At 29.4% G+C, this 24,333-nt stretch carries 24 protein-coding genes; 3 read left to right on the forward strand and 21 right to left on the reverse strand.

The window, feature by feature from the left end:
* Positions 1 to 82 precede the first annotated feature (82 nt).
* The 11 genes from ftsY to pta form a co-directional block, all read right to left on the reverse strand.
* Positions 83 to 994, reverse strand: a complete 912-nt coding sequence (gene ftsY / locus BEE63_RS00585; RefSeq protein WP_066019532.1) for a signal recognition particle-docking protein FtsY — start codon at positions 992 to 994, stop codon at positions 83 to 85.
* A gap of 34 nt (positions 995 to 1,028) precedes the next feature.
* Entirely contained in the window at positions 1,029 to 4,604 is a 3,576-nt protein-coding gene (smc, locus tag BEE63_RS00590; protein WP_066019533.1) for a chromosome segregation protein SMC, read from the reverse strand.
* Positions 4,605 to 5,062: 458 nt separating this feature from the next.
* Positions 5,063 to 5,323 (reverse strand): stage V sporulation protein S, encoded by a 261-nt coding sequence (locus BEE63_RS00595; RefSeq protein ID WP_066019534.1) that lies wholly within the window; start codon positions 5,321 to 5,323, stop codon positions 5,063 to 5,065.
* Positions 5,324 to 5,377: 54 nt separating this feature from the next.
* Positions 5,378 to 6,454, reverse strand: a complete 1,077-nt coding sequence (locus tag BEE63_RS00600) for an elongator complex protein 3 (protein WP_066019535.1) — start codon at positions 6,452 to 6,454, stop codon at positions 5,378 to 5,380.
* A 1-nt stretch (position 6,455) separates the two neighbouring features.
* Positions 6,456 to 7,148, reverse strand: a complete 693-nt coding sequence (rnc, locus tag BEE63_RS00605; RefSeq protein ID WP_066019536.1) for a ribonuclease III — start codon at positions 7,146 to 7,148, stop codon at positions 6,456 to 6,458.
* A gap of 135 nt (positions 7,149 to 7,283) precedes the next feature.
* Complete coding sequence (acpP, locus tag BEE63_RS00610; RefSeq protein ID WP_066019537.1) at positions 7,284 to 7,517, reverse strand: acyl carrier protein; 234 nt, start codon at positions 7,515 to 7,517, stop codon at positions 7,284 to 7,286.
* A gap of 107 nt (positions 7,518 to 7,624) precedes the next feature.
* A complete protein-coding gene (gene plsX, locus BEE63_RS00615) occupies positions 7,625 to 8,620 on the reverse strand; it encodes a phosphate acyltransferase PlsX (protein ID WP_066019538.1) in 996 nt (331 codons plus the stop codon).
* A 122-nt stretch (positions 8,621 to 8,742) separates the two neighbouring features.
* Positions 8,743 to 8,925, reverse strand: a complete 183-nt coding sequence (gene rpmF / locus BEE63_RS00620) for a 50S ribosomal protein L32 (protein ID WP_066019539.1) — start codon at positions 8,923 to 8,925, stop codon at positions 8,743 to 8,745.
* A 14-nt stretch (positions 8,926 to 8,939) separates the two neighbouring features.
* Positions 8,940 to 9,437, reverse strand: a complete 498-nt coding sequence (locus BEE63_RS00625; RefSeq protein WP_066019540.1) for a YceD family protein — start codon at positions 9,435 to 9,437, stop codon at positions 8,940 to 8,942.
* 118 nt (positions 9,438 to 9,555) lie between these two features.
* Positions 9,556 to 10,761 carry an acetate/propionate family kinase gene (locus tag BEE63_RS00630; protein WP_066019541.1) on the reverse strand — a complete coding sequence of 402 codons (1,206 nt, stop codon included), beginning with the start codon at positions 10,759 to 10,761 and terminating at the stop codon, positions 9,556 to 9,558.
* Between the two features lie 11 nt (positions 10,762 to 10,772).
* Complete coding sequence (gene pta / locus BEE63_RS00635) at positions 10,773 to 11,774, reverse strand: phosphate acetyltransferase (protein ID WP_066019542.1); 1,002 nt, start codon at positions 11,772 to 11,774, stop codon at positions 10,773 to 10,775.
* Between the two features lie 259 nt (positions 11,775 to 12,033).
* On the opposite strand from pta, the gene BEE63_RS00640 reads away from it, so the two are divergent.
* Both BEE63_RS00640 and ylbJ read left to right on the forward strand, forming a co-directional pair.
* Complete coding sequence (locus BEE63_RS00640) at positions 12,034 to 13,242, forward strand: nucleotidyltransferase (protein WP_066019543.1); 1,209 nt, start codon at positions 12,034 to 12,036, stop codon at positions 13,240 to 13,242.
* Between the two features lie 62 nt (positions 13,243 to 13,304).
* Entirely contained in the window at positions 13,305 to 14,447 is a 1,143-nt protein-coding gene (gene ylbJ / locus BEE63_RS00645) for a sporulation integral membrane protein YlbJ (protein WP_066019544.1), read from the forward strand.
* Between the two features lies 1 nt (position 14,448).
* Here ylbJ and BEE63_RS00650 read toward each other — a convergent pair whose 3' ends face one another.
* The 6 genes from BEE63_RS00650 to BEE63_RS00675 form a co-directional block, all read right to left on the reverse strand.
* Complete coding sequence (locus BEE63_RS00650; RefSeq protein WP_066019545.1) at positions 14,449 to 14,964, reverse strand: hypothetical protein; 516 nt, start codon at positions 14,962 to 14,964, stop codon at positions 14,449 to 14,451.
* Positions 14,965 to 15,068: 104 nt separating this feature from the next.
* Positions 15,069 to 15,554, reverse strand: a complete 486-nt coding sequence (coaD, locus tag BEE63_RS00655) for a pantetheine-phosphate adenylyltransferase (protein ID WP_066019546.1) — start codon at positions 15,552 to 15,554, stop codon at positions 15,069 to 15,071.
* Complete coding sequence (rsmD, locus tag BEE63_RS00660) at positions 15,551 to 16,114, reverse strand: 16S rRNA (guanine(966)-N(2))-methyltransferase RsmD (protein WP_066019547.1); 564 nt, start codon at positions 16,112 to 16,114, stop codon at positions 15,551 to 15,553. Before rsmD ends, coaD begins: the two co-directional genes overlap by 4 nt.
* A 476-nt stretch (positions 16,115 to 16,590) precedes the next feature.
* On the reverse strand, positions 16,591 to 18,627 hold the full coding sequence (gene recG / locus BEE63_RS00665) for an ATP-dependent DNA helicase RecG (RefSeq protein ID WP_066019548.1): 2,037 nt from the start codon (positions 18,625 to 18,627) through the stop codon (positions 16,591 to 16,593).
* A gap of 155 nt (positions 18,628 to 18,782) precedes the next feature.
* Positions 18,783 to 20,423, reverse strand: a complete 1,641-nt coding sequence (locus BEE63_RS00670) for a DAK2 domain-containing protein (RefSeq protein ID WP_066019549.1) — start codon at positions 20,421 to 20,423, stop codon at positions 18,783 to 18,785.
* 13 nt (positions 20,424 to 20,436) lie between these two features.
* Positions 20,437 to 20,787: an Asp23/Gls24 family envelope stress response protein gene (locus BEE63_RS00675; protein ID WP_100369855.1), complete on the reverse strand. Its 351-nt coding sequence runs from the start codon at positions 20,785 to 20,787 to the stop codon at positions 20,437 to 20,439.
* 785 nt (positions 20,788 to 21,572) lie between these two features.
* Here BEE63_RS00675 and rpmB point away from each other — a divergent pair.
* Positions 21,573 to 21,764 carry a 50S ribosomal protein L28 gene (rpmB, locus tag BEE63_RS00680; protein ID WP_066019550.1) on the forward strand — a complete coding sequence of 64 codons (192 nt, stop codon included), beginning with the start codon at positions 21,573 to 21,575 and terminating at the stop codon, positions 21,762 to 21,764.
* 154 nt (positions 21,765 to 21,918) lie between these two features.
* On the opposite strand, the gene BEE63_RS00685 is transcribed toward rpmB, so the two are convergent.
* From BEE63_RS00685 to rsgA, 4 genes are all read right to left on the reverse strand, one after another.
* Positions 21,919 to 22,101, reverse strand: a complete 183-nt coding sequence (locus BEE63_RS00685; protein ID WP_066019551.1) for a hypothetical protein — start codon at positions 22,099 to 22,101, stop codon at positions 21,919 to 21,921.
* A gap of 61 nt (positions 22,102 to 22,162) precedes the next feature.
* Complete coding sequence (locus tag BEE63_RS00690) at positions 22,163 to 22,798, reverse strand: thiamine diphosphokinase (protein ID WP_066019552.1); 636 nt, start codon at positions 22,796 to 22,798, stop codon at positions 22,163 to 22,165.
* Position 22,799: 1 nt separating this feature from the next.
* Entirely contained in the window at positions 22,800 to 23,450 is a 651-nt protein-coding gene (gene rpe, locus BEE63_RS00695) for a ribulose-phosphate 3-epimerase (RefSeq protein ID WP_066019553.1), read from the reverse strand.
* Positions 23,447 to 24,313, reverse strand: a complete 867-nt coding sequence (rsgA, locus tag BEE63_RS00700; protein WP_066019554.1) for a ribosome small subunit-dependent GTPase A — start codon at positions 24,311 to 24,313, stop codon at positions 23,447 to 23,449. The genes rpe and rsgA overlap by 4 nt, the downstream gene beginning before the upstream one ends.
* Positions 24,314 to 24,333 lie beyond the last annotated feature (20 nt).

The raw sequence follows: 24,333 nt of genomic DNA on the forward strand, positions 1-24,333 counted from the left end.
ATTTTTTTAATGTTGCAAATCAATGTTAGTTCGCAATATTTTTATTTAGTGCAACAGCCTCATAAAGTTTATTGTACTATACTTAGAACAGAGCATTAACAAATTCTATAGGATTGAATTCTTGAAGGTCATCAATTCCTTCTCCAACTCCTATAAATTCAACAGGTATGTTAAGTTGATGTTTTATTGAAATTACAATTCCACCTTTAGCCGTACCATCTAACTTAGTGAGAACTATACCATCTATATGACAAACCTCCATAAATTGTTTTGCTTGAATTACGGCATTTTGTCCGGTTGTTGCATCAAGTACAAGAAGTGTCCTTCTGCCGCACTCACTGAATTCTCTATCTATAATTCTATTTATTTTTTCAAGTTCATTCATAAGATTTTTCTTATTATGAAGTCTTCCAGCTGTATCACATATTAATACATCACCTTTTCTTGCTTTAGCAGCTTCAATAGCATCAAAAACTACTGCTGCAGGATCTGATCCTTCCTGATGTTTGATTATATCAACATCTGCTCTTTTACTCCATATTTCAAGTTGATCTATAGCTGCTGCCCTAAAAGTATCAGCTGCAGCCATTATAACTTTTAAGTTTTTTAATTTAAGTCTAGCTGAAATCTTACCTATAGAAGTAGTTTTACCAACACCGTTTACTCCCACAACCAAAATCGTTTCTGGAAGCTTTTTAGGCATTAAGCTCCCTTTTTGATTTCCAAGTATATCGACTATTACCTCTTTCAAACAGTCTTTTACAAGCGCAGGATCTTTTAAATTTTTCTCTTTTATTTTTTCCTTGAGCTTATCTATTATGTATAAAGACGTTTCCACACCTATATCTGAAGTTATTAAAATTTCTTCCAATTCATCATATAAATCATCATCTATACGAACTGTAGAGCTTAACATATCTGTTATTTTATTTGTAAAACCATTTTTTGTTTTAGAAAGACCACTTTTTAATTTATCAAAAAAATCTCCTAGCATATATTATTCACCTTCCTGTACTAATACAATTATTTTAACTTATATTTTCTTTACTGCTATCTAAGTCAAGCGATATAACTTTTGAAACACCTTTTTCCTGCATTGTAACGCCGTATAAAACATCGCTAGCTTCCATTGTTCCTTTTCTATGTGTTATTACTATAAATTGAGTATTCTTTGAAAATCTTCTTAAAAATTCTGCATAGCGGGCTACATTAGCATCATCTAGTGCTGCCTCTATTTCATCTAATATACAAAACGGCGTTGGTTTCATCTTTAATATAGCAAATAAAAGTGCTATAGCAGATAGTCCCTTTTCACCACCGGACATTAGATTAATATTCTGCAGTTTTTTACCTGGAGGCTGCACATTTATTTCTATGTTGCAACTTAACTCGTCGTCACCATTTAATATTAAATCTGCACTTCCACCTTTAAAAAGATCCTTAAATGTAATCTTAAAATTTTCATTAAGCTTTTTAAAGTTTTCACTAAATACACTTCTCATTTTTGAAGTCATTTCATCTATAACGCTGAGAAGCTCTGCCTTGGCACTATCTAAATCTTCCTTTTGAGCATTCATAAATGTATACTTTTCTTTAACTTCCTTGTATTCTTCAATGCTGGATACATTTACTACACCCATTGCATTTATTTCTTTCTTTAAAGCTTCAATTTTAGCTTTATAAGTATTTAAATTATCTACATCTTCCTTAAGTTCAAGAGCCTCGGAGTAAGTTAGTTTAAAATCACCATTTAATTTTTCATATAAATTTTCACTTTCAGTCTCCATTTTGGCCAAATTTATATCGTTTCTGTGATTTTCACCTTCCATTTTTCCAAGAACTAAGTTTATCTCTTCAAGTTCATTTTGTCTTTTTTCTATTTCACTTTTTAATTTTGACCTTTTATCTTCACTATTATTAAAAGATTTCTCAATATTTTCGATAATTGCATTTACTTCAATAATCCTTGCATTATCGTCCTTTATTTTAATCTTTAAATTTGAAACCTGTTCCTCATAAGTATTTATTTCATTTTTTAAAGTATCTTTTTTACTTACTGAATTTTTAATTTCAAATTTATATCTTTCAATTTCTTTCCCTACAGATGATACTATCTCGTCATTTTTGGCCTTTTCAATTTTAACAGAAGTAATATCATCATTTATCAGTATTAATCTTTCACTTTCACTACTTAACTTTGCTTCTAAATCTTCTATTAATTTATTATTATTTGTTTCTTTTAACTTTAAGCTTTCATTTTGTTCTTGCTTAACTTTAAGTTCTTTTGAATTTTCTTCTAATTTCTGCTTTATTATATTAGTTTCCTCAATAGATATCTTATAATTTCTATTTAATTTTTCACTTTCAAAAGTTATTGAGTTAAGTCGCTCTTTAATTTTCGCAAGCTCAATATTATCACCATGAATTGAATCTGTTAAATCAAGGCATAAATCATCTAAATTCTTTACTTCCCTTTTGTTCTTGTCTATCATACTCGAAGAATCTTTTATGTCAACTGTAATTTTTTCGATTTGTAATTTTATTTCTTCAATTTGTCTTTTCCTACCTATTATACTTGCAGCTTTTGAATACACACTTCCACCTGTAAGGGAGCCTCCAGGATTTACAACTTCTCCAGTTAAAGTAACTATTTTAAAAGAATATGAATTAATTTTAGCTATTCTAAGCGCATTATCCATATTATCTACAATAACTGTCCTACCAAGAACATAATTAATTGCTGGCAAAAACATTTTATCATAATCTATAAGTTCACTTGCTATACCAATAAATCCATTTTCGCTTCTGATATTATTTCCTAATTTTAATTTCCTATCCTTAATAATATTCAAAGGTAAAAATGTAGCTCTACCAAGATTTTTTGTTTTCAAATAATTTATAAGCTTTTTTGCTGTAATTTCCTCTGAAGTTATAATATTAGAAATAGCTGCTCCTAATGATATTTCTATAGCAATTTCAAATTCCTTTTTTACAGTTATAATTTCTCCAAGTACAAAGCAGCTGTTGTTTTTTATATCAATAAAACCTCTATTAACATGCTGCATTAAGTTTCTAACAGATTTATTATAACCTTCATATTGCTTTTCAAGATTAATTAACATATTTCTGTTAGCTTCTAACTTATTATACCTTGAATTTAAATTTCTGTTTACTTTTTCTTCATCAAAAATCATTCTATTTAACTTAGATATTTTATTTTTATTTTGAGCTATACTATTCTTAGAATCTTTTATTCTTGCATCAATCTTTACCATTTCTCCATTAAGAGTATTTTTTGTACTTTCATTTATTTTAATAGAATTAGAATAACTCTCACTAGAACTTTTTATGTTATTAAGTTTCGCTTCATTATTTTCCATTTCTTTTTTTAGGATAATAATATCGTTATTATTTTGAGATATATTACTCAGTATTTCTACTGCATCGTTTTTATACTGTTTTACCAGCTTTTCGCAATTTTCAATAGCACTGCTGATTTTTTGTTTATTGTTTTCATATTCCTCTATTTTACATCTCAAATCTTCTTGATGATTCTTATTCTCTACTAATTTCTTGTTATATGTATTGTATTGTTCTTTTAGACTTTTAAAACTCTTATCTAAAGCTTCAATTTCATTATAAAGTTTATTTTTAGCTGACTCAGAACTAGTTATTTTCTCTCTAAATAACTCTATTTCTGATGATATTTTTTGACGTTGGGATTTGTTTTCATAATATTTGGTTTTATTACTGGAATACTGCATATCAAACTCATCTAATCTAAAGCTAGCAGCTTTAAGTTCATTTGAAATTTCCTCTTTAGATTTTATCTTATCGCTAATAGATATTTTTAAATTATCCATTTTGTCTTTTAAATTCATAATTTTACAATCTATATCATCAATAGAATATACTATAGTATTTATTTCCCTCGTCTTTAATTCATCAGATAGTTCTACAAATTTTTGGGCTTTTTCACTTTCTTCCCTGAGAGGCTCTAGCCTTTCTTCATAAGTTCTTAGAATATCGGTTATTCTCAGTAAATTCTGATTTGTGCTCTCTAATTTTTTTTCAGCATCTATTTTTCTAGTTTTAAATTTAACTATACCTGCTGCTTCCTCTAAAAGAGCTCTTCTCTCTTCAGGTTTTCCACTTAAAACAGCCTCTATTTTTCCTTGACCTATTATTGAATAACCTTCTTTGCCAATACCAGTATCCATAAATAATTCCTGTATATCCTTAAGGCGGCATCTTGTATTATTTATGTAATATTCACTTTCTCCTGAACGGTATAACCTTCTGCTTACAGTGACTTCTCCATAATCAAGATTAAGTTTTTTGTCTGAATTATCAAGAACTAAAGACACTTGAGCTAGTCCCACAGATTTCCTATATTGAGTCCCAGCAAATATAACATCTTCCATCTTGCCGCCTCTGAGATTTTTTACGCTTTGTTCTCCTAAAACCCAAAGCACAGCATCAGAAATATTACTTTTTCCACTTCCATTTGGACCAACAACAGCAGTTATTCCATTTTTGAAAATCAATTCTGTTTTATCAGCAAAAGATTTAAAGCCACGTATTTCAATAGATTTAAGAAACATAAGAGCACTCCTTATCCTAACTTCTAGTAATTATTCCTGCAAATAATCCTACTACCATCATTATTACTACTACATAAACAATAGCCTTTGTTGCTTTCTGTCGTGTTTCTTTTCTCATTTTAACCCCATCTTCCCTTCGTAAAATAAAAATATAACCAATATAAGTTTATATTAATTTATAAAAAAATTCAATTATTAGTAAATAAAAACTTGCATACGACATTAAGGCTTTATAATTTCACAAAATCCTTAAAATAAAATTGTAGAGAGAATAAATCCCACTACAATTTGAATATGTTTCTAATAAAATTGATTTAATAAATGTGAATAGGAACTGTAGCACTAAATATAAATAAAGCTAAGCAAAAACAGAATAAATAATTAAAAATTGTTGTTTTACAATATTTATAAGCTACAAATTATTAACTTTTAATCAAGCAGTTCCCATTGTCTCCTCTTTATCTTGATTCAACAATAAACTTAATAGCTGTTCTAATCTCTCCTTCAATAGATATCTCAGCGAAGGCCGGAACAGCAACGAGATCAATTCCATTAGGAGCTACAAATCCTCTGGTTATTGCTATAGCTTTTACTGCTTGATTTATAGCCCCAGCTCCTACTGCCTGTACTTCAGCAGAATTACTATTTCTAAGTACTGCTGCCAATGCGCCTGCTACAGATTTAGGTTGAGATTTAGCTGATACTTTTAATACTTCCATAAAATATACCCCCAATAAAATTTGTTTATAGAGTTATATATTCTACGAAATACTTTATTTTCCTTCTTTGTACTTTACTTTTAAAAATGTATTTTTAGATAATTTATTCCATATCCCGTCAGTAAAGACCTTAATATTATCCTTTTTTACATTAATATCTTGTATAACTTTAAATTCAAGACAATTTAACTTGCTTCTCATATTACTAAAGAAAAATTTTCTATTAGAATATAATTTAGAAACATCTTTAGGGTTTATATAAATTGTCACTTTTTTGAATTTTTTATCTTCTAGAATGTCTAAAATCATATCATTCATTATACTTCCCTCAACAAGTTCCCTAAAAGCAGGATGAAATGGCCCTGCGATTAAGGAACCATTTACATTTATCTCTTCTGTTGGTTGAAGTCCAATTCGTATAACCTCTATACCATTTGAAGAAAGCATTCCAAAAATAACCTTGCTTATATCTACACATTCCTTAAGATCATAAGGTTTATATGTTCCTTTATTAAACATCAATTCCATAGGAGTATCCTTTATTACAAGCGCAGGATAAATTCTACATATATCTGGTTTCATACTTATTACTTTTTTAGTAGTTTCTATATCTTTTTTGAAATTATCGCCAGGAAGTCCAAGCATTATTTGATGTCCCAAAACAAATCCGTAATTTTTTATTAGCTTAGAAGCATCTATTACATCTTTTTCGCTGTGGCCTCTTCCCGATTTTAAAAGCACTTCATCGTCAAGAGATTGGACCCCTAATTCAATTATGTCTACAGAATAATTTTTTAAGTTAGTAAGTATATTATCATCTATATAATCAGGTCTTGTAGATAGCCTTATATATTTAACTTTATTTTTTTTCTTATAATTTCTAGCAACCTCAAGAAGTTCTTTTTGTTTATTAATATCTATTGCTGTAAAAGTTCCCCCAAAGAAAGAGACTTCAATAACTGCATCTTTATTAGGTATAGTGCTTAAATATTCTTCTATTGTTTCTTTAACATATTCTGCATTTACTTTATCATCTGCACCCGTTATTCTATTTTGATTACAAAAAACACAGTTATGAGGACACCCCTCATGTGGAACAAAAATAGGTATTATATAATGTGCTTTACCCATTTTAATTATTCAATCCTTTCAAAGCATTACATGCAGCATCCTGTTCTGCATCTTTTTTAGTATAACCTTCACCAGTACTTTTAATAGTATTATCAAAACTTAGATTGACAAAAAACTTTCTTCTATGAGGTGGCCCCTCATATTTAACAAGTGTATAATTTATATCCGTTTTACCATTTGATTGAAGTATTTCTTGAAGTTTTGTTTTATAATCAAGTATTATTTTATTTTCTACGGCCTTCTGTATTGTATTTTTAAATACCTTTAATATGAAGCTCTTAGCAAAATCAAAGCCTTTATCAAGATATATAGCTGCAATTACTGCTTCAACGCAATCAGCAATAATAGAAACTCTTGTACGACCACCTGTCATTTCCTCACCGTGGCTCATACGTATATACTTCCCAAGTTCCCATTTTTCACCTATTTCATGAAGTGATATGCCGCAAACTACTAATGAACGTTTCTTAGTAAGCTCACCTTCTAATATTGAAGGATATTTTTTAAAAAGATATTCAGATATAGAAAGCTGAAGTACAGCATCGCCTAAAAATTCAAGTCTTTCATTGTATTTGATGTTTTTATTTTCATTTGCATATGAACTGTGAGTAAGTGCCGTAATGATAAAATCTTTATTATCAAATTTTACGCCTAATTTTCCTTCAAGTTCTTCCAGCAATTTTTCTTCTTCCACTTAAAATTCACTCCCTATAAGTGCATTCTTCAAATTACAGCAAATAAGACCTTTTTAAGGACTTAGATTACTAAATAATTTCAAGAATAAACTCTTATTTTAAATACAAAGTCCCGTATAAAACGGGACTTCTTTTTACTCTTCAGTATGAGCCTTTATGTAATTAACTACATCGCCTACACTTTTGATCTTTTCTGCTTCTTCATCAGGCATTTCTATATCAAATTCTTCTTCTAAAGCCATTACTAATTCAACTATATCAAGAGAATCAGCACCTAAATCATCAATAAAAGAGGATTCCATTTTAACTTCAGACGCATCTAAACCTAGTTGATCAGCTATTATGCTCTTAACTTTTTCAAATATCATACTTTCACCTCCTAAACTCTATTATGATAATATTACATATATTTGCTGTCGTCAATATTTATATACTAAATTATATTATATTATGCACAAAAAATTATTCATAATGTTTAGTTTAGCTGTTCCAATTGACTAGAAATCCTAGTTATTATTTCATTTTTTTTGCAGTTCTCAGCCTGCTTTATTGCATTTTTAAAAGCTTTAGCATTTGAACTACCGTGTGCCTTTATAACTATACCTTTTGAGCCCAAAAAAGGAGATCCACCATATTCACTATAATCAAATTTTTTTGCAAATTTCTTTAAAGCAGGTTTTAAAAGTAACGCTCCTATTTTTGATCTTGTAGATGACAGCATTTCACTTTTTAACATTTTAAATATATTAATAGCAACACCTTCATACATTTTAAGGAGAGTATTACCTACAAATCCATCACATACTAATACATTAACATCACCATTAGAAGCTTCTCTTGGCTCTACATTTCCTACAAAATTCAAACCTGATTCTTTTAAAAGTTTGTATGTATTCTTTGTTAAGTCATTTCCTTTTTCTGCTTCTGAACCTATATTAACAAGACCTATTGTAGGATTTTTAACATTTAATATATTTTCAAAATATACTTTACCCATAAGTGCAAATTGAAGTAAATATTGAGGCTTACAATCCACATTTGCTCCAGCATCACTTACCATAAAAGGAGAATTTTTCCCTGGCATAATAGGTGATAATGCAACTCTATCAATACCCTTTATTCTTCCAAGCATAAGAGTAGCTCCAGCCATCAATGCACCTGTACTTCCGGCTGAGATAACAGCATCAGCTTTTCCATCTTTTACAAGATGCAGTGCTTTATAAAGCGATGATTCTTTTTTCCTCCTTATAGCCATAACAGGATGTTCATTATTCGTTATTATATCTTTAGCATCGATTATTTCTATTTTGTCCCTATTAAAATCATATTCATTAAGTTTTTCATTAATTTTATCATACGGGCCCGTAATCATAATGTGTAAATCATTATACTCATTAATAGCGTCTATACACCCTTTAATTACAGCTTCCGGAGCATTGTCTCCGCCCATTCCATCAATAGCTATTATCATAAATTACACCTCACTTTGGCACGGCCATACTAAAATACAAATTTATATATAACTTTTAGTGCTTAATAATTCTTCTTAATTAAAAATAAAAAGAAAGTCACTAGACTTTCTTTCCTTTTTAACTATTTTTCTACAGCAACTACTTCCTTGCCATCATAGTAACCACAATTCTTGCAAACTCTATGTGCGAGTTTCATTTCATGACAATTTGGACATTCAACCATTCCAGGTAAACTTAATTTGAAAGTCTGAGCTCTTCTTGAATCTCTTCTAGCTTTTGAAAATTTTCTAGCTGGATTTCCCATTTGTATACACCTCCTTAATGATTTGAAAACAAATCCTTAAGCTTTGCAAATCTTGGGTCAATATTTTCTTCATGACAATTGCATGTAGATATATTCAAATTTGTACCACACATTGGGCACAACCCTTTGCAATCTTCTCTACATAACTTTTTTATTGGCAGAGAAAGTATAATATTGTTTTCAACAATTTCATTTATATCTACTTCATAGTTATTTATAAAGATGACTTCATCATCCTCATTTTCCGGATTGTCAGTAAATCTTTCGTTTATTTGCAAATCAATACGGTAAGGAAATTTTTGAAGACACCTAGAACAAACAAGCTCAATAGTTCCCTTAAGTTCAGCATTTAAACTTATAATACTGCTATCCATTACTAATTCGCCTTTTAAAGTTAATGGGTCTAATACAGTATATTTTTCTGAATCATAAGTGAAACTTTTCACATCAAGTGTAACATCAATAGGTTTTTTATCAACTTTTTTTGTCATTAAATCAGAAAGATCTAACATTTTTTTATAGCTCCTAAAATAATAATTATATTTTAACTCACAAAAATAAACTGGTTTAATATCAATCATTAACACAGCTACAATTTATTATATAAGCATGTAAAATAAATGTCAAGTTCTATTTTAGTTTACTTACTATATCTCTTGTATCTCTTGCAATCATTAATTCCTCGTTTGTAGGAATAACAAGCACCTTAACCTTTGAATCATCTGCACTTATATCTGCTGGATCACCTATAGTTGCATCATTTTTCGCATCGTTAATTTTTATGCCAAGGTAATCCATGTTTTTGCATATCTCTCTTCTATTTTCAAATGAATTTTCACCTATTCCACCAGTAAATACAAGACAATCTAAGCCATTCATAACAGCAGTGTATGAGCCTATAAATTGTTTAATTTTATAGTTAAATACATTATAAGCAAGTATTGCCATAGGGTCTTTATCTACATAATTGCCCTTTTTAATATCACGCATATCGCTGCTTATTCCGCTTAAGCCTTCAACTCCAGATTTTTTATTTAGTATAGTACTAATTTCTGAAGCACTCACTTTTAAATTTTCCATTAAAAATGTTACTACTGCAGGATCCATATCACCACTTCTAGTTCCCATAGCAAGACCGCCAAGAGGAGTGAATCCCATACTAGTATCAACAGATTTTCCATTTTTTACAGCTGTTACACTAGCACCATTTCCCATGTGACATACTACCATCTTTAAATCTTCTACGTTTTTGCCTATAAATTGTGCTGCTGCTCTTGATACATATTTATGAGATGTTCCGTGAAAACCATATTTTCTCACCTTATATTTTTTATAATACTCATATGGAATTGCATACATATATGCATAGTCAGGTATAGTTTGATGAAAAGCTGTATCAAATACTGCAACCATAGGAGTATTTGGCATTAATTCCTTACAAGCATTAATTCCTATTATGTGAGCTGGATTATGAAGTGGTGCAAGACTTACACAGTCTTCTATAGACTTCATAACTTCATCATCTATTAAAACAGATTTAGCGTATTTTTCTCCACCATGCACAATCCTATGTCCAACTGCTGATATCTCATTAATATCTTTTATAACACCATATTCATCATTTAAAAGAGCCTCTAATACAAGCTTTATAGCCTTTTTATGATCTTTCATTGGTGTTTCTGTAACATATTTTTTTCCATTCACTTTATGAGTTATTACGGAACCTTTTATTCCTATTCTTTCAACTAATCCTTTAGCAAGTACGGATTCGTCATTCATATCAATAAATTGATACTTAACTGATGAACTTCCGCAATTAATAACTAAGTTTTTCATAAACTTCCTCCTTATATACCTTTTTGAGCCTGAAGAGCAGTTACAGCAACAACATTTACTATATCATCTGCACTACAACCTCTTGATAAATCATTAATTGGTTTTGCAAATCCTTGACATATAGGTCCTATAGCTTTTGCTTTTGCAAATCTTTGAACTAATTTATAGCCAATATTTCCAGTTTGAAGGTCAGGGAATACAAGAACATTAGCAGTTCCTGCAACTTCACTATTAGGTGCTTTTAAAGCGGCAACTTCACTATCTATTGCTGCATCAAGTTGAAGTTCTCCATCAATAGCAAGATCAGGTCTAAATTTCTTTGTAATTTCTACTGCATTTTTAACCTTGTCTACCATTTCTCCTTTAGCACTTCCCATAGTTGAGAATGATAACATTGCAACTTTAGGATCTAAGTTACATAGTTTTTTAGCTGTTTCTGCTGTAGTTATTGCAATATCTGCAAGTTCATCAGCAGCAGGATTAGGATTTACTGCACAATCAGCAAATAAAAGAAGTCCACTTTCACCATAATCACAATCAGGTACCATCATTACAAAGAATCCAGATACTAATTTTACTCCTGGAGCAGTTTTTATAACTTGAAGACCAGGTCTTAATAAATCACCTGTAGTATGAATAGCTCCAGAAACCATCCCATCTACATAATCATTTTTTAATGCCATAGTAGCAAAATAAAGAGGATCTCTTACCATTTTTCTTGCTTTTTCTATAGTCATTCCCTTATGCTTTCTGAGATTATAAAAATTTTCAGCATATATTTCTGTTTTATTTGATGTTTCAGGGTCCATGATTTCAGCCTTTGAAATGTCAACATTTAATTCTTTAGCATTAGCCTTTATTCTACTTTCATTACCAACAATAACAAGGTCAGCTAAACCCTCTTTTATTATTTTATCAGCTGCAGTTAAATTTCTTTTCTCTTCACCTTCAGCTAAAATAATTCTTTTTTTGTTACTTTTAGCACATTCCCATATGCTTTCCATTAAATTCATTTATTTTTTTCTCCCTTCGTAAATACCAATATTATGAAATTCAAAATTTAAATCGAATACATTTTTACTATACATAATTTATATCACAACTTTCAATATTTGTGCAACACCTTTTTAGCTTATATTAATTTTTAAAGAAGGATAATTTTAGAATTATGTACTTTAAAATTCTATATACTCTTTATTCTTTAGATTTACATTTAGATTTACATTTATTTAAATTTGCAAATAATGTATAATAATTTCTGAGGTGATGAATTTGAATATATCAGGAATAATTACTGAGTACAATCCAATGCATATGGGTCACATATATCATTTAGCTGAAACAAAAAAAATCTGCAAAAGCGATGCGGTTATATGTGTAATGAGTGGTAATTTTGTGCAAAGGGGAGAGCCAGCATTAATTGATAAATGGTCACGAGCTAGCGCAGCTCTTTCATCAGGTGTAGATATTGTAATAGAACTTCCTGTAGTGTATTCCTTATCTTCAGCAGAATTTTTTGCCTATGGTGCTGTAAGTCTTTTAAATTCCATAGGAAATGTTTCAAGTCTATGTTTTGGAAGTGAAACAGGAGACATTAAAGATATATATTCGATTGCTAAAATATTAACATACGAGCCAGATGAGTATAAAACTCTTTTAAAAAGTAATTTAAAGAGTGGTTTATCTTTCCCATCTTCTAGAACAAGAGCCTTAAACTCTTATTTACAGAACTCAAATACTAATCTAAAAAGTAAATTATGCTCCGATATAATCTCTTCTCCAAACAATATACTTGCAGTTGAATATTGCAAAAGTTTAATTAAACTTAACAGCAGTATAGCTCCACAAACAATAAAACGGCAAGGAAATGATTATAATGATTTAAGGCTCAAGGGAACTTTGAGCGCCTCTGCCATAAGAAAAGCTCTAAAAAGCAAAAATAATATTTCTATGTTTGAAACTAATGTACCCCGCGCGATTTTTAAAATACTAAATGAAAATATTGATAATCTCACTTACATGGACAGCATTTTTAATTTTATAAAATATAAAATTCTACTGGATAAAAATTCATTAAAAAAATTACCTGATGTTTCTGAAGGTATTGAAAATAAAATATATAATTCTATTATAGAAAGTTATGATATGGATTCTCTAATAAATTCTATAAAAAATAAAAGATACACTTATTCCCGCATTTCCAGGATATTAACCCAGTATTTTATTGGATTTGACTGTTATAATACAGCTGAACTTAGAAAACTACCATGTCCCTATGCTCGAATTTTAGGATTCACTGAAAATGGCAAAAAAGTTCTTAAACTTTTAAAAGCTTCAAGTTCCATTCCTTTAATAACTAAGGTGAAAAACTATGATTTTGATGCTCTATCTTTAGATCTAAAAGCCACAAAAGCATACAGTTTAATTAACAAAAAAGTCCACCCACTAGATGATTATTATAAAAAAATCATTATAGCTTAAGTAATATATTACTACTTAACAAATATATTAATTATATAATCATTAAATAAGGAGTTTTTTATTTGTTAATTCTTTTTTTACTTATTATATGTTCAATTATAATACTATTATTTTTATTCATAAAAAATCTTCATTTAAATAATGTTTCTAATTACATAATAACGTTCTCTCTTTCCTTGGTCATATTGTTTATAATTTTAAAGCCAGAGGTTTGCATAACATCTGCAATCTCTGGTGCAAAACTATTTTTTTACAGCGTTTTTCCATATGTATTTCCATTTTTAATTATTACTAATTTAATAATATCCTATGATGGTATTGAAATTTATTCTAAACTTTTGGGGCCTATACTCTGCAAACCACAAAAACTTCCTAAAGAATCTGCTATAGTTTTAATAATAAGTGCTTTATGTGGTTATCCTCTTGGAGCGAAATATTCCGCAGATTTATACGAAAATAAGGTAATTGACTTTTCTACTTTTGAACGACTTATAAATATAGCTTCAAATGCAGGTCCCCTATTCATTGTGGGTGCCATTGGTACATCCATGCTGAAAAATAAACATCTTGGATATATATTACTTATATCCTGCTATTTATCTTGTATAGTCATGGGAATAATATTACCATATAAAAAAAGTACTAATTATGTAACACAAAAAATAAAAAAGAATGTTTTTAAAAAACATTCTTTTGGAATAACATTAAAACAAAGTGCTGAAAATGCAATAAAAGTAACCTTACAAATAATGAGTTTTATAATAATCTTTTCTGTATTAATAGGTATTCTAAAGCAAAGTGCAATTTTCAAATCCAGCGAAACAAATTTATTTAAAACTGTCATACTTGGATTAATAGAGATGACTAATGGAACTTCTATTATATCATCAAGTAATTTTGAAATTGAAATAAAAATGATAACAATAAGCTTTCTTATATCCTTCGGAGGATTGTGTGTAATTTCACAAATTTATTCATTCATAGGAAAATATAAAATATCCTATTTTAAATTCATGCTTAGAAAAATACTTCAAGGTATAATGAGCAGTATAATATGTTTTATAATAATGAAATTTTCATATATAGATACAAATACCGCTGCCGTCTTTAATATAAATAAAAATTTCACAAATTACTACTATATATTTGCATTACTCATATTTTTACTTCCAATTATAGTAAACAAATTAAAAAAGATTATTTAATTTATCTAATTTCATCTATATTCTTTTTTATAAGTTCTCGCATTCCATTAAAGTTATTTTTTATATCTACAGAAAACTTCTGCGCTTCTATCTGCATTTGTTCATTGAATTTGTTTTCTCTAATCTCGATTTCACTATCAAGCTGAGATAACAAATCAGCTGCATAATGCAGGGCGGACAATTTAATTTCCCTAGCTTCTTTTTCTGCATCTTCAACCATTTTTCTTGCCTTTTTATCTGCTTCTAAAGTTATGCTGTGCTTATCTACTTGCATTTGCATAACTTTAAGGTTTTTTTGTTTTATAGCTTCAGCTTCTTTAATAGAGTCATTTAATATTCTATCCTTTTCAGTTAATATCCATTGAGATTTTTTAAGTTCTTCTGGAAGTTCACTCATTATTTGAGTAAGAATATTTAATACTTCCTTTTTATTTATCATTACTTTACCTGAAAGTGGAACCTTACTAGAAGTATCAATTATATCCGCTAAATATTCTAATAACTTTATAACATTCATGATAAATCTCTCCCTGTAAATATAAAAAAATAGTTTACTAATTACCTTATACATGCATTATTGCGTAGTTTACATTTATAAGTTCAATTTTATCTCTTCTAAATCTAATTAAAATTCTTTGCCTTTTTTATAACATCATTTATAATTTCATCAGGTACTAATCCTTTTATGCAACCCCCAAATACAGCAACTTGTTTAATAGCTGTAGAGCTTAAAAATGAGAACTCCAAGCTAGTCATCATAAATACGGTTTCAACGTCAGGATCAAGTTTTTTATTCATAAGAGATGTTTGAAGTTCATATTCAAAATCTCCAACACTTCTAAGTCCTCTTATCATTACATTTGAATCGTTCTTCTTCATAAAATTAACAAGCAATCCACTAAAACTTTGAACACTTACATTATTAAATGGCTCTATAACTCTCTTAATGAGTTCTACTCTTTCATTAATTGGAAACATGCCCTTTTTGTCTGGATTTATAAGCACCCCTACAATAACCTTATCAAATACCTTAGAAGCTCTACTTATTATATCTAAATGTCCATTAGTTATTGGATCAAAACTTCCAGGGTATACTGCTACTTTCATTCTTTATCCTCCTTATATTTATAGAAACATACAATTGTCTTTCCATACTTCCTGTGATCAATTATGGAAATCATGTCATTCCCCTCATATATTTCTTCCCTTGAATCTATTTTGGTAACTATGAGTCCATTAGGTACAAGTAATTTATTTTCACCTATAATATCAACAGCTGGTGGTATCATTTCTTTTGCATATGGAGGATCTATAAATATTAATGTGAATTCTTTTTTCTTAGATGCGAGATATTTTAAAGCTTCATAAGAATCCATGTTTAAAGTTTCACATTCTTTTTCAAATTTTAAGTCTTTAACATTTTGCTCCAGTATTGGATATGTAATAGGACTCTTATCAACTAAATAGCACTTTTTCGCCCCTCTACTTACAGCTTCAAGTCCTAAGCTTCCTGTCCCTGCAAACACATCAAGTGCAACAGCTTCACGAACATAATTTTGTATTATATTAAACATTGCTTCTTTTACCCTATCTAAAGTTGGTCTTGTTACCATGCCTTTAGGAGATAAAAGTTTTCTACCTCTGGCTCTGCCAGCAATTATTCTCATATTTTCCTCCCAAATTAAATACATTAGTTTATATTCTATCATATATAAACACATTATACAAAAAAATTTTCCTTTATGGAAACTAGGTTAACTACTAATTTACGCATGCACCATAATTTCTTGAAGATTGAAATTTTGGTACATGTATAAATTAAGTTTCCACCTAGCGTTTCCCTGGGGAAACCAGCTCAACTACTAATTTACACATGCACCATAATTTCTTGAAGATTGAAATTTTGGTACATGTATAAATTAAGTTTCCACCTAGCGTTTCCCTGGGGAAACCAGCTCAACTACTAATTTACACATGTACCATAATTTCTTGAAGATTGAAATTTTGGTACATGTATAAATTAAGTTTCCACCTAGCATTTCCCTGGGGAAACCAGTTCAACTATCAATTTACACATGCACCATAATTTCTTGAAGATTGAAATTTTGGTACATGTATAAATTAAGTTTCGCATGGTTTCCCCTTAATTAAAGCAAATATATTTAGATGTATTTTTTAAATTTTTTATTATCGAATTTTTAGTGGCAATATCATTTGGTACTGCACTTCTAATCAGTTGTTTTGCCGCTTCATTGGCCTCTCTAAGTATGCCTAAATCGTGTATTATATCGGATAAAATTAGTCCATCATCACCGCTTTGCTTTGCTCCAAAAACTTCGCCGCTTCCTCTTAACTTCAAGTCTTCTTCGGATATATAAAATCCATCGCTGCTTGAGCACATTATCTGCATTCTTTTTTCTACAATTTTATTTTTTAAATCTGCAACTAAAATACAATAGGATTGATATTCTCCTCTTCCTACTCTACCTCTTAATTGGTGAAGCTGAGCTAGACCGAATCTTTGTGCATCCTCTATTATCATCACGCTTGCATTTGGAACATTAACCCCTACCTCTATAACTGTAGTAGACACAAGGACAGTGATTTCTTTATTCTTAAATCTTTCCATAATAGCATTTTTATCTTTAGGCGACATTTTTCCATGAAGCATTTCTATTTTTATTCCCTTAAAATACTTGTTCTTTAACTCTTCAAATAATTTTTCTACAGAAGTCAAATCAAGTTTTTCATTTTCTTCAACAAGAGGACAAACTATATATATCTGTCGTCCTTTCTTTATCTCCTTTAACGCAAACTCATAAGCTTTAACCCTAGCACTTTTTTTTACATAGCTCGTTTCTACCTTTTTTCTTCCAGGAGGCAGTTTATCAATTATAGATACATCCAAATCACCATAAAGATATAATGCCAAAGTCCTCGGTATAGGAGTTGCAGTCATTACAAGTACATCTATATTATTGCCCTTATTAAAGAGCTTATTTCTCTGCATAACCCCAAACCTATGAAGTTCATCTGTTACTACCATGCCAAGATTTTTAAATTCTACATTATCTTCTATAAGAGCATGGGTACCTATTATTAAATCCACTTCTCCATTTTTGAGTTTTTCTTTAATTATATTTTTATTTTTGTTAGTAACACTCCCAGTTAAAAGCTCTATTCTTACGTTAAATTTTTCAAATAAAGAAAGTGCTGAATCAAAATGCTGTTTTGCAAGTATTTCTGTAGGTGCCATAAGCACTGCCTGAAACCCATTTTTTATTACATTAAAAATTGCAATTAGAGCTACAACAGTTTTTCCAGAACCAACATCACCTTGAACTAATCTATTCATAGCCTGAGGCCTTTTTTCATCAATTAAAATTTCTCTTATAACCGAATTTTGAGCCTCTGTTAAACTAAATGGAAGACTTTCCTTTAATTTAACAAGTTCAGGAGCTATTTTAAAGGCAAAACCTCTATTATTCTTTTTCAAATATTCCTTTAAAATTAAAACCTTAAGCGAATATGTAAACAATTCCTGAAATTTAAGTCTTCGTTTGGCTTCCCTTAGTTCAAATAAACTTTTAGGACTATGTATTTCCCTAAGTGATGTATCTAAGCTATGAAAAGAATACTTATTTATAATCCATTCTGGCATATTTTCTTCAATTTTTATACTTTGAAGAAGATTAAATATAAGCTTTATAAAAAAAGTATTTTTTAGAGTACCAGGTAAAACATACTTTGGAATAATTTTATTATTCTCAATATCATTATTTACAAGTTGTATTGGATTAGTTATAGTTATTTCATTTCTGGTCTTTTTAACTTTGCCCATTACAGTGTAAACTTCATTGAACTTAAATTTATTTTTTATATATGGCTGATTAAACCATATACCGCTAAATGTATTTTCGCCATCAGAAAATATCATTTTCGTTACAATCCTACCACTTTTAGATCTAAATTCTCTTTCAAGTTTTAAGACTTTAATCCTTACAACTACTTTTTCTCCATCATTAGCTTCTAAAATATTAGCAGTTAAAGAAAGATTTTCATAATCTCTAGGAAAATATAAAAGCAAATCCAGTATAGTAAATATACCGCATTTATTTAATTTAACTTCTGTTTTAGGTCCTACACCTTTAAGTTTTCCTATTTCTTCATTAACATTCATTATAAATTCACTCCAATGATAAATGTAAAAATGACAAGTTTTAAGTGCTGAATAACAAATCTTAAGTATTATAATCTGTCATTTTTTGCACATAACCTGTCATTTAAAATACCACTACAGTACTTCTATACAAAACACTATGTAAAAGTACTTATCTATTCAACAGAAACTATAAAATAATATAAAGGTTGTTTTCCCGCACTACATTGTACATCAAAATCCGGATACTTATCTTCAAGCTTTTTAGATAACTTTTCTATTTTGCTTTCATCACAATCTTTGCCGTAATATATTGAAATAAGTTCGCTATCTGTGTCTACCATATCTTCTATAATTTTTTCACAAATCTTATATATGTCATTTCCGGTTTCTTTGATTTTTCCTTCAACAAGTCCAAGTATATCATTAGCCTTTACCGTTTTTCCATCAATTTCAGTGTCTCTTACTGCATAAGTAATAGAACCTGTCTTCACATTTTCTATTGCTGATTTTAATTTCTGTACGTTATTTTCTACGTCTCCATCATATTCAAATTCAGTCATGCAAGTTATTCCCTGTGGTATTGTCTTTGTAGGTATTACAAAAACATTCTTCTCACTTAATTCACTTGCTTGATTAGCTGCCATTATAATATTCTTGTTATTAGGTAGCACGAAGATATTTTCAGCATTTATGGAATCAATACTTGAAAGTATATCCTGAGTACTTGGATTCATTGTTTGACCGCCTTCGATTACATGGTCAACTCCAAGATCTTTAAATATTTTAGTAATACCATCACCTGAAGCAACAGATATAAATCCAAATTTCTTTGTTTCCTCTTGAACTTCATTTTCATCTACCTTATCATTTTGGGCTTCTGATTTAAGTCCAAGAACTTCCCTATGTTCTTCCCTCATATTATCTATCTTTATTTTAGAAAGTTCTCCAAGTTTAACTGCTTTAGATAATATAAGTCCAGGATCATTTGTGTGTATGTGAACTTTTGTTATATCATCAACATTTACAACTATCATTGAATCCCCAAACTTTGATATATCATCTCTAAAATTTGATACATCTGAATCACCTGAATGTATTATAAATTCAGTACAGTATCCAAATTTTATTTCTTGAGCTTCTATATCATTTCCCTTTGGTGCAGAAGCAGTTGAAGCCTTAGCATCTTGAAGTTCTGCTTTAATATCATTTTCTAATGCTTCCTGCATTCCCTTAAGTATTATTAAAAGTCCTGTTCCACCTGAATCTACAACATTAGCCTTTTTTAAAACTGGAAGCATTTCAGGAGTTTTATTTAACATTTTCTCACTAAAAGCACATACTTCCTTCATAAGCTTTGTTATATCTTTTTCTTTACTATTTACAGCGCTTTCCCCGGCACTTCTTATAATAGTAAGTATTGTTCCTTCTGTTGGCCTCATTACGGCCTTATATGCGAATTTAGAGCCATCCATTATACTTTCAGCAAATTTTACACTAGTAACTTCATCAGCACCACTAAGTCCATTAGCAATACCTCTTAATATTTGTGATAGTATAACTCCTGAATTTCCTCTAGCACCCATAAGTGCACCTTTAGATAATTTCTTTGCTATATCACCTATGCCTTCATTCTGCATGTCAGCTATTTCAATAACGGCATTTCTAAATGTCATGGACATATTCGTTCCAGTATCACCATCAGGTACTGGAAAGACATTCAAAGAATTAACAAAATCTTTTTTTTCTTCTAATCTATTGCATGCATTTACAACCATATTGTAAAAATTATGTCCATCTATAGTTAAGTGTTCCAATTTTTGTACCTCCTTAGACTCTTACACCTTGAACATTTACTACCAAACTTGATACGTTAAGTCCTGTATAATTTTCAACGTTATATCTTACTTTTTGAATTATATTATTTGCTATTACTGATATTTTTGTTCCATATTCAACTATAATGTACAGTTCTATATTTAATTTATTATCCTTAGAATTTATTTTAACACCTCTGCTTAAATTTCCACCTTTTTTTATAAGTTCCCAAAATCCATCAGAAGCATTTTTTGAAGCCATTCCTACTACTCCATAACACTCCATGGTAGATATGCCAACTATATTAGCCAGTGTTTCCACAGAAAAATTTATAGAACCATTTTCATTGGAAATCTGCATCATATTATATTCCTCCTCACATAAAAGCATAACACATTATCATTTTATATTAAAACAGACAATTATTCAATATTTATATATCACTTCAATACATAATATATAAATATTGCGAACTAACATTGATGAAGTAACATTAAAAAAATTCTATAAATCTAAGGTGAAAAAATCATAAAATACTAAGAGTTTTAATAACTCGCAAAGCTCAAACAAATTAGAACTCTAAGTATTTTACGATTTTTTTACCAAGATTTATTAGGATTTTTTTAAATCATTACTTCATCAATGTTAATTCGCTTTTAGAGTAAAACAAGGAAAAAATTCCTCCGTACCTACGGAATTTTAGGCATAAATTACATAGATTAAATTAGTAAATCACTATTTAGGCAAGTAAACTTTTAATAATTCTACGAAGCTTGCAAAACTTAAATAGCTGATTTAGTTTAATATCTATATTATTTTTCGCAGGGAATCGGAGAAAAATTCACCTTGCTTTTATTTTAATCGAAGTAACAGTATTTTGTGAACGATTTAAATAAAATTCAATAAGACTTGCTTCACATTATAAAAAGACTTAGAAATTTTAATTTGTCTGAGCTTTTTTTCAGCGAGTTATTAAAATTTCTTAGTATTTTTATAATGTGAAGCTTAGTCTTATGATTTTTATTTAATGTTCCAAAATACTGTTACTTTGTAATAATTTTTACTTGCATATTTTATACAATATATGATAAAATATAACTTGTTTGCGAAAAAGTTTATTTTGCAAGTAGTTAAGGGAGGTGTAGACTATGTCAAGAAAATGTGATATATGCGGAAAAGGTCTTGTTGCAGGTGTTCAATACAGTCATTCACACCGTCAATCAAAAAGAACATGGCTTCCTAATATAAGAAAAATTAAAGCTGTTGTAGATGGTACTCCAAAAACAATACATGTATGTACTAGATGTTTGCGTTCTGGAAAAGTACAACGTGCTTTATAGAAATAAAAAATGCAATTGCTAAACCAATTGCATTTTTTATTTTTTATATTTATATGTGTTAAGATTTTTTCCTGAAAAAGAACTTAATTATATTAGATAAAAACTTCGGAAGTTTCACCGCTACAATCTTCATTAATAAATCCCCCATATAAAATTATTTTCTTTTACAACAGTTTTCAATAAGACACCAACCGAAAAATATAAGCCCGCCCCCTGCTGCAATAACCCATCCCCAAACTGGTAGAATTACGGCTATTACTATACCAATTCCAACAGAGGCTACTATTAACCCTACTGTAAACTTATTTATTTTGGGCTTACACTTTTTTCTAGACATAAGCATAACCTCCATTAATAATTCTCTATTATTATATGCAGGCTATTTTTAATTATTTCCTTTAATCCTTACATTTCATTACAATTACTGTTCCATTTTGAAATATTATTTTAACAGGTTTGTCTAAAAATTCATTAGAAACTGTTCTCGAATCTCCAAAATTCAAATCATAATCCTTAAGTGGATACTTTGCATCTTCAATAGACAATTTATTAATTTCACTTCTAAATCCTTGAATTGAAAATATTTCCCCAAGATCACCTTCTATTACAGTAGTCTTGTCAATCATAAATAAAATATTATTGTCATCCTTTATATATGCTCTTACACCTTTTTTTAGGCATCTATAAAGAAGACCTAAGTTACCAAATATATGATCTAATCTACTCCCAGTGCAGCCTAAAAATGTAACTTCATCCACTTTAAATTTTAAAGCTTCCTTTAAAGCTAGTTCGGTATCAGTAAAATCTTTTTCTCTTGGATATTTTATTGTATTTATATGGAATTTTTTAAAGTAATCAAATACTTCTTCATTTATAGAATCAAAATCACCTATTAGAACATCCGGTATTATTTTATACTTATAAAGACAATTAGCTCCACTATCAGCAGAAACTATATAATCACAGTTTTTAAGCTCTTCTTTTAGTAATCCTTCAGATGGCATTTTTCCACCTGAAATTATAACAGCTTTCATTTTATATGCTTCCTTTTAATAAATCTATATTATTTTTTATTTCGCCATTTTGGAATACAGCTGAACCTGCTACTATTACGTTTGCCCCTGCATTTACTACCTTCTTTATATTATTTAAACCAATACCACCATCAACTTCAATTAAAATGTCTTTTCCTATTTCTTCAGAATATTTTTTCACTTCTTTTACTTTTTCATATGAATAGTCTATATACTTTTGTCCACCAAAACCAGGGTTTACTGACATAATAAGTACCATATCTACAGTGCCTATTAAATCTTTTATCATACAGGTTGGTGTTCCTGGATTAAGTGCAACGGCTGCCTTTGCTCCTAATGATTTTATGTAATTTAAAGTTCTATCTATATGTTTATCGGCTTCATAATGTACTGTTACTATATCAGCTCCACTTTTAACAAATTGCTCAACATATTTTGAAGGTTCATCTATCATTAAATGGACATCAAAGGGAAGCTTAGTATGCCTTCGTATATCCCTCACAACTGGAATTCCAAAGCTTATGTTAGGAACAAATTTTCCATCCATAACATCTATATGTATAAAATCTGCTCCTGCCTCATCCAATTTTTTTATTTCTTCTCCAAGACACGAAAAATCTGCTGATAAAATTGATGGTGCTAATTTCATCATTTGTAATTCCTCCTAACGCTTAATTTGTTTAAAGTATCAATATAAAAATCATATCTTTCCTTACTTATTTCACCTTTTTCTACAGCTTCTTTTATTTTACATTGTGGCTCTTTATTGTGCATACAAGTAGAATACTTACATAAACCACTGTAAGGTAAAAATTCAGGAAAAAGATCCTTTAATTCATCTTTTTCTATAAAATTTAAGTCAAGAGACGAAAAGCCAGGAGTGTCAACTACAAAACCTTCTCCTACTGTTACAAGCTCACAGTGTCTTGTAGTGTTTTTACCTCTCTTAAGCTTACTACTTATATCTCCTGTCTTCATGACATTACTTCCAGCTATATAATTCATTATAGTTGACTTTCCAACTCCAGAAGGCCCGCATACTACAGTTATATTGTTTTCTAGGTCCTTTTTTAAATCATTAATACCTATTCCTTTTTTTGCATTTAATAATTTAAGTTCATATCCAGTATTTTTAAGCAAATCTTGTATTGGTTTTAATGCTTCTTTATCTACTAGATCTATTTTATTTATGCAAACTTTTACTTTGATATTGTTAGCCTCACACAGAACTAAGAATTTGTTTAATAAATTGCTGGTAAACTCCGGATTTATTATGGAAAAAACTACAAATGCCTGAGTTACATTTGCAACAGGTGGCCTTACAAGTTTATTTAATCTTGTATATATTTTTTCTATAACACCTTTTTCATTTTTAACTGTTATATCAACTTTATCTCCTACAATTGGGGAAAGTTCATGATGTCTGAACTTTCCCCTTGCCTTACATTCATATATTGTATCTTGAACTTTCACATAATAGAAACCTGCTATTCCTTTAACTATAATGCCCTGCATATAGTTCCTCCTAATATCAT

It is taken from the genome of Clostridium pasteurianum (genome assembly GCF_001705235.1).
In the GTDB taxonomy this organism is placed as follows: domain Bacteria; phylum Bacillota; class Clostridia; order Clostridiales; family Clostridiaceae; genus Clostridium_S; species Clostridium_S pasteurianum_A.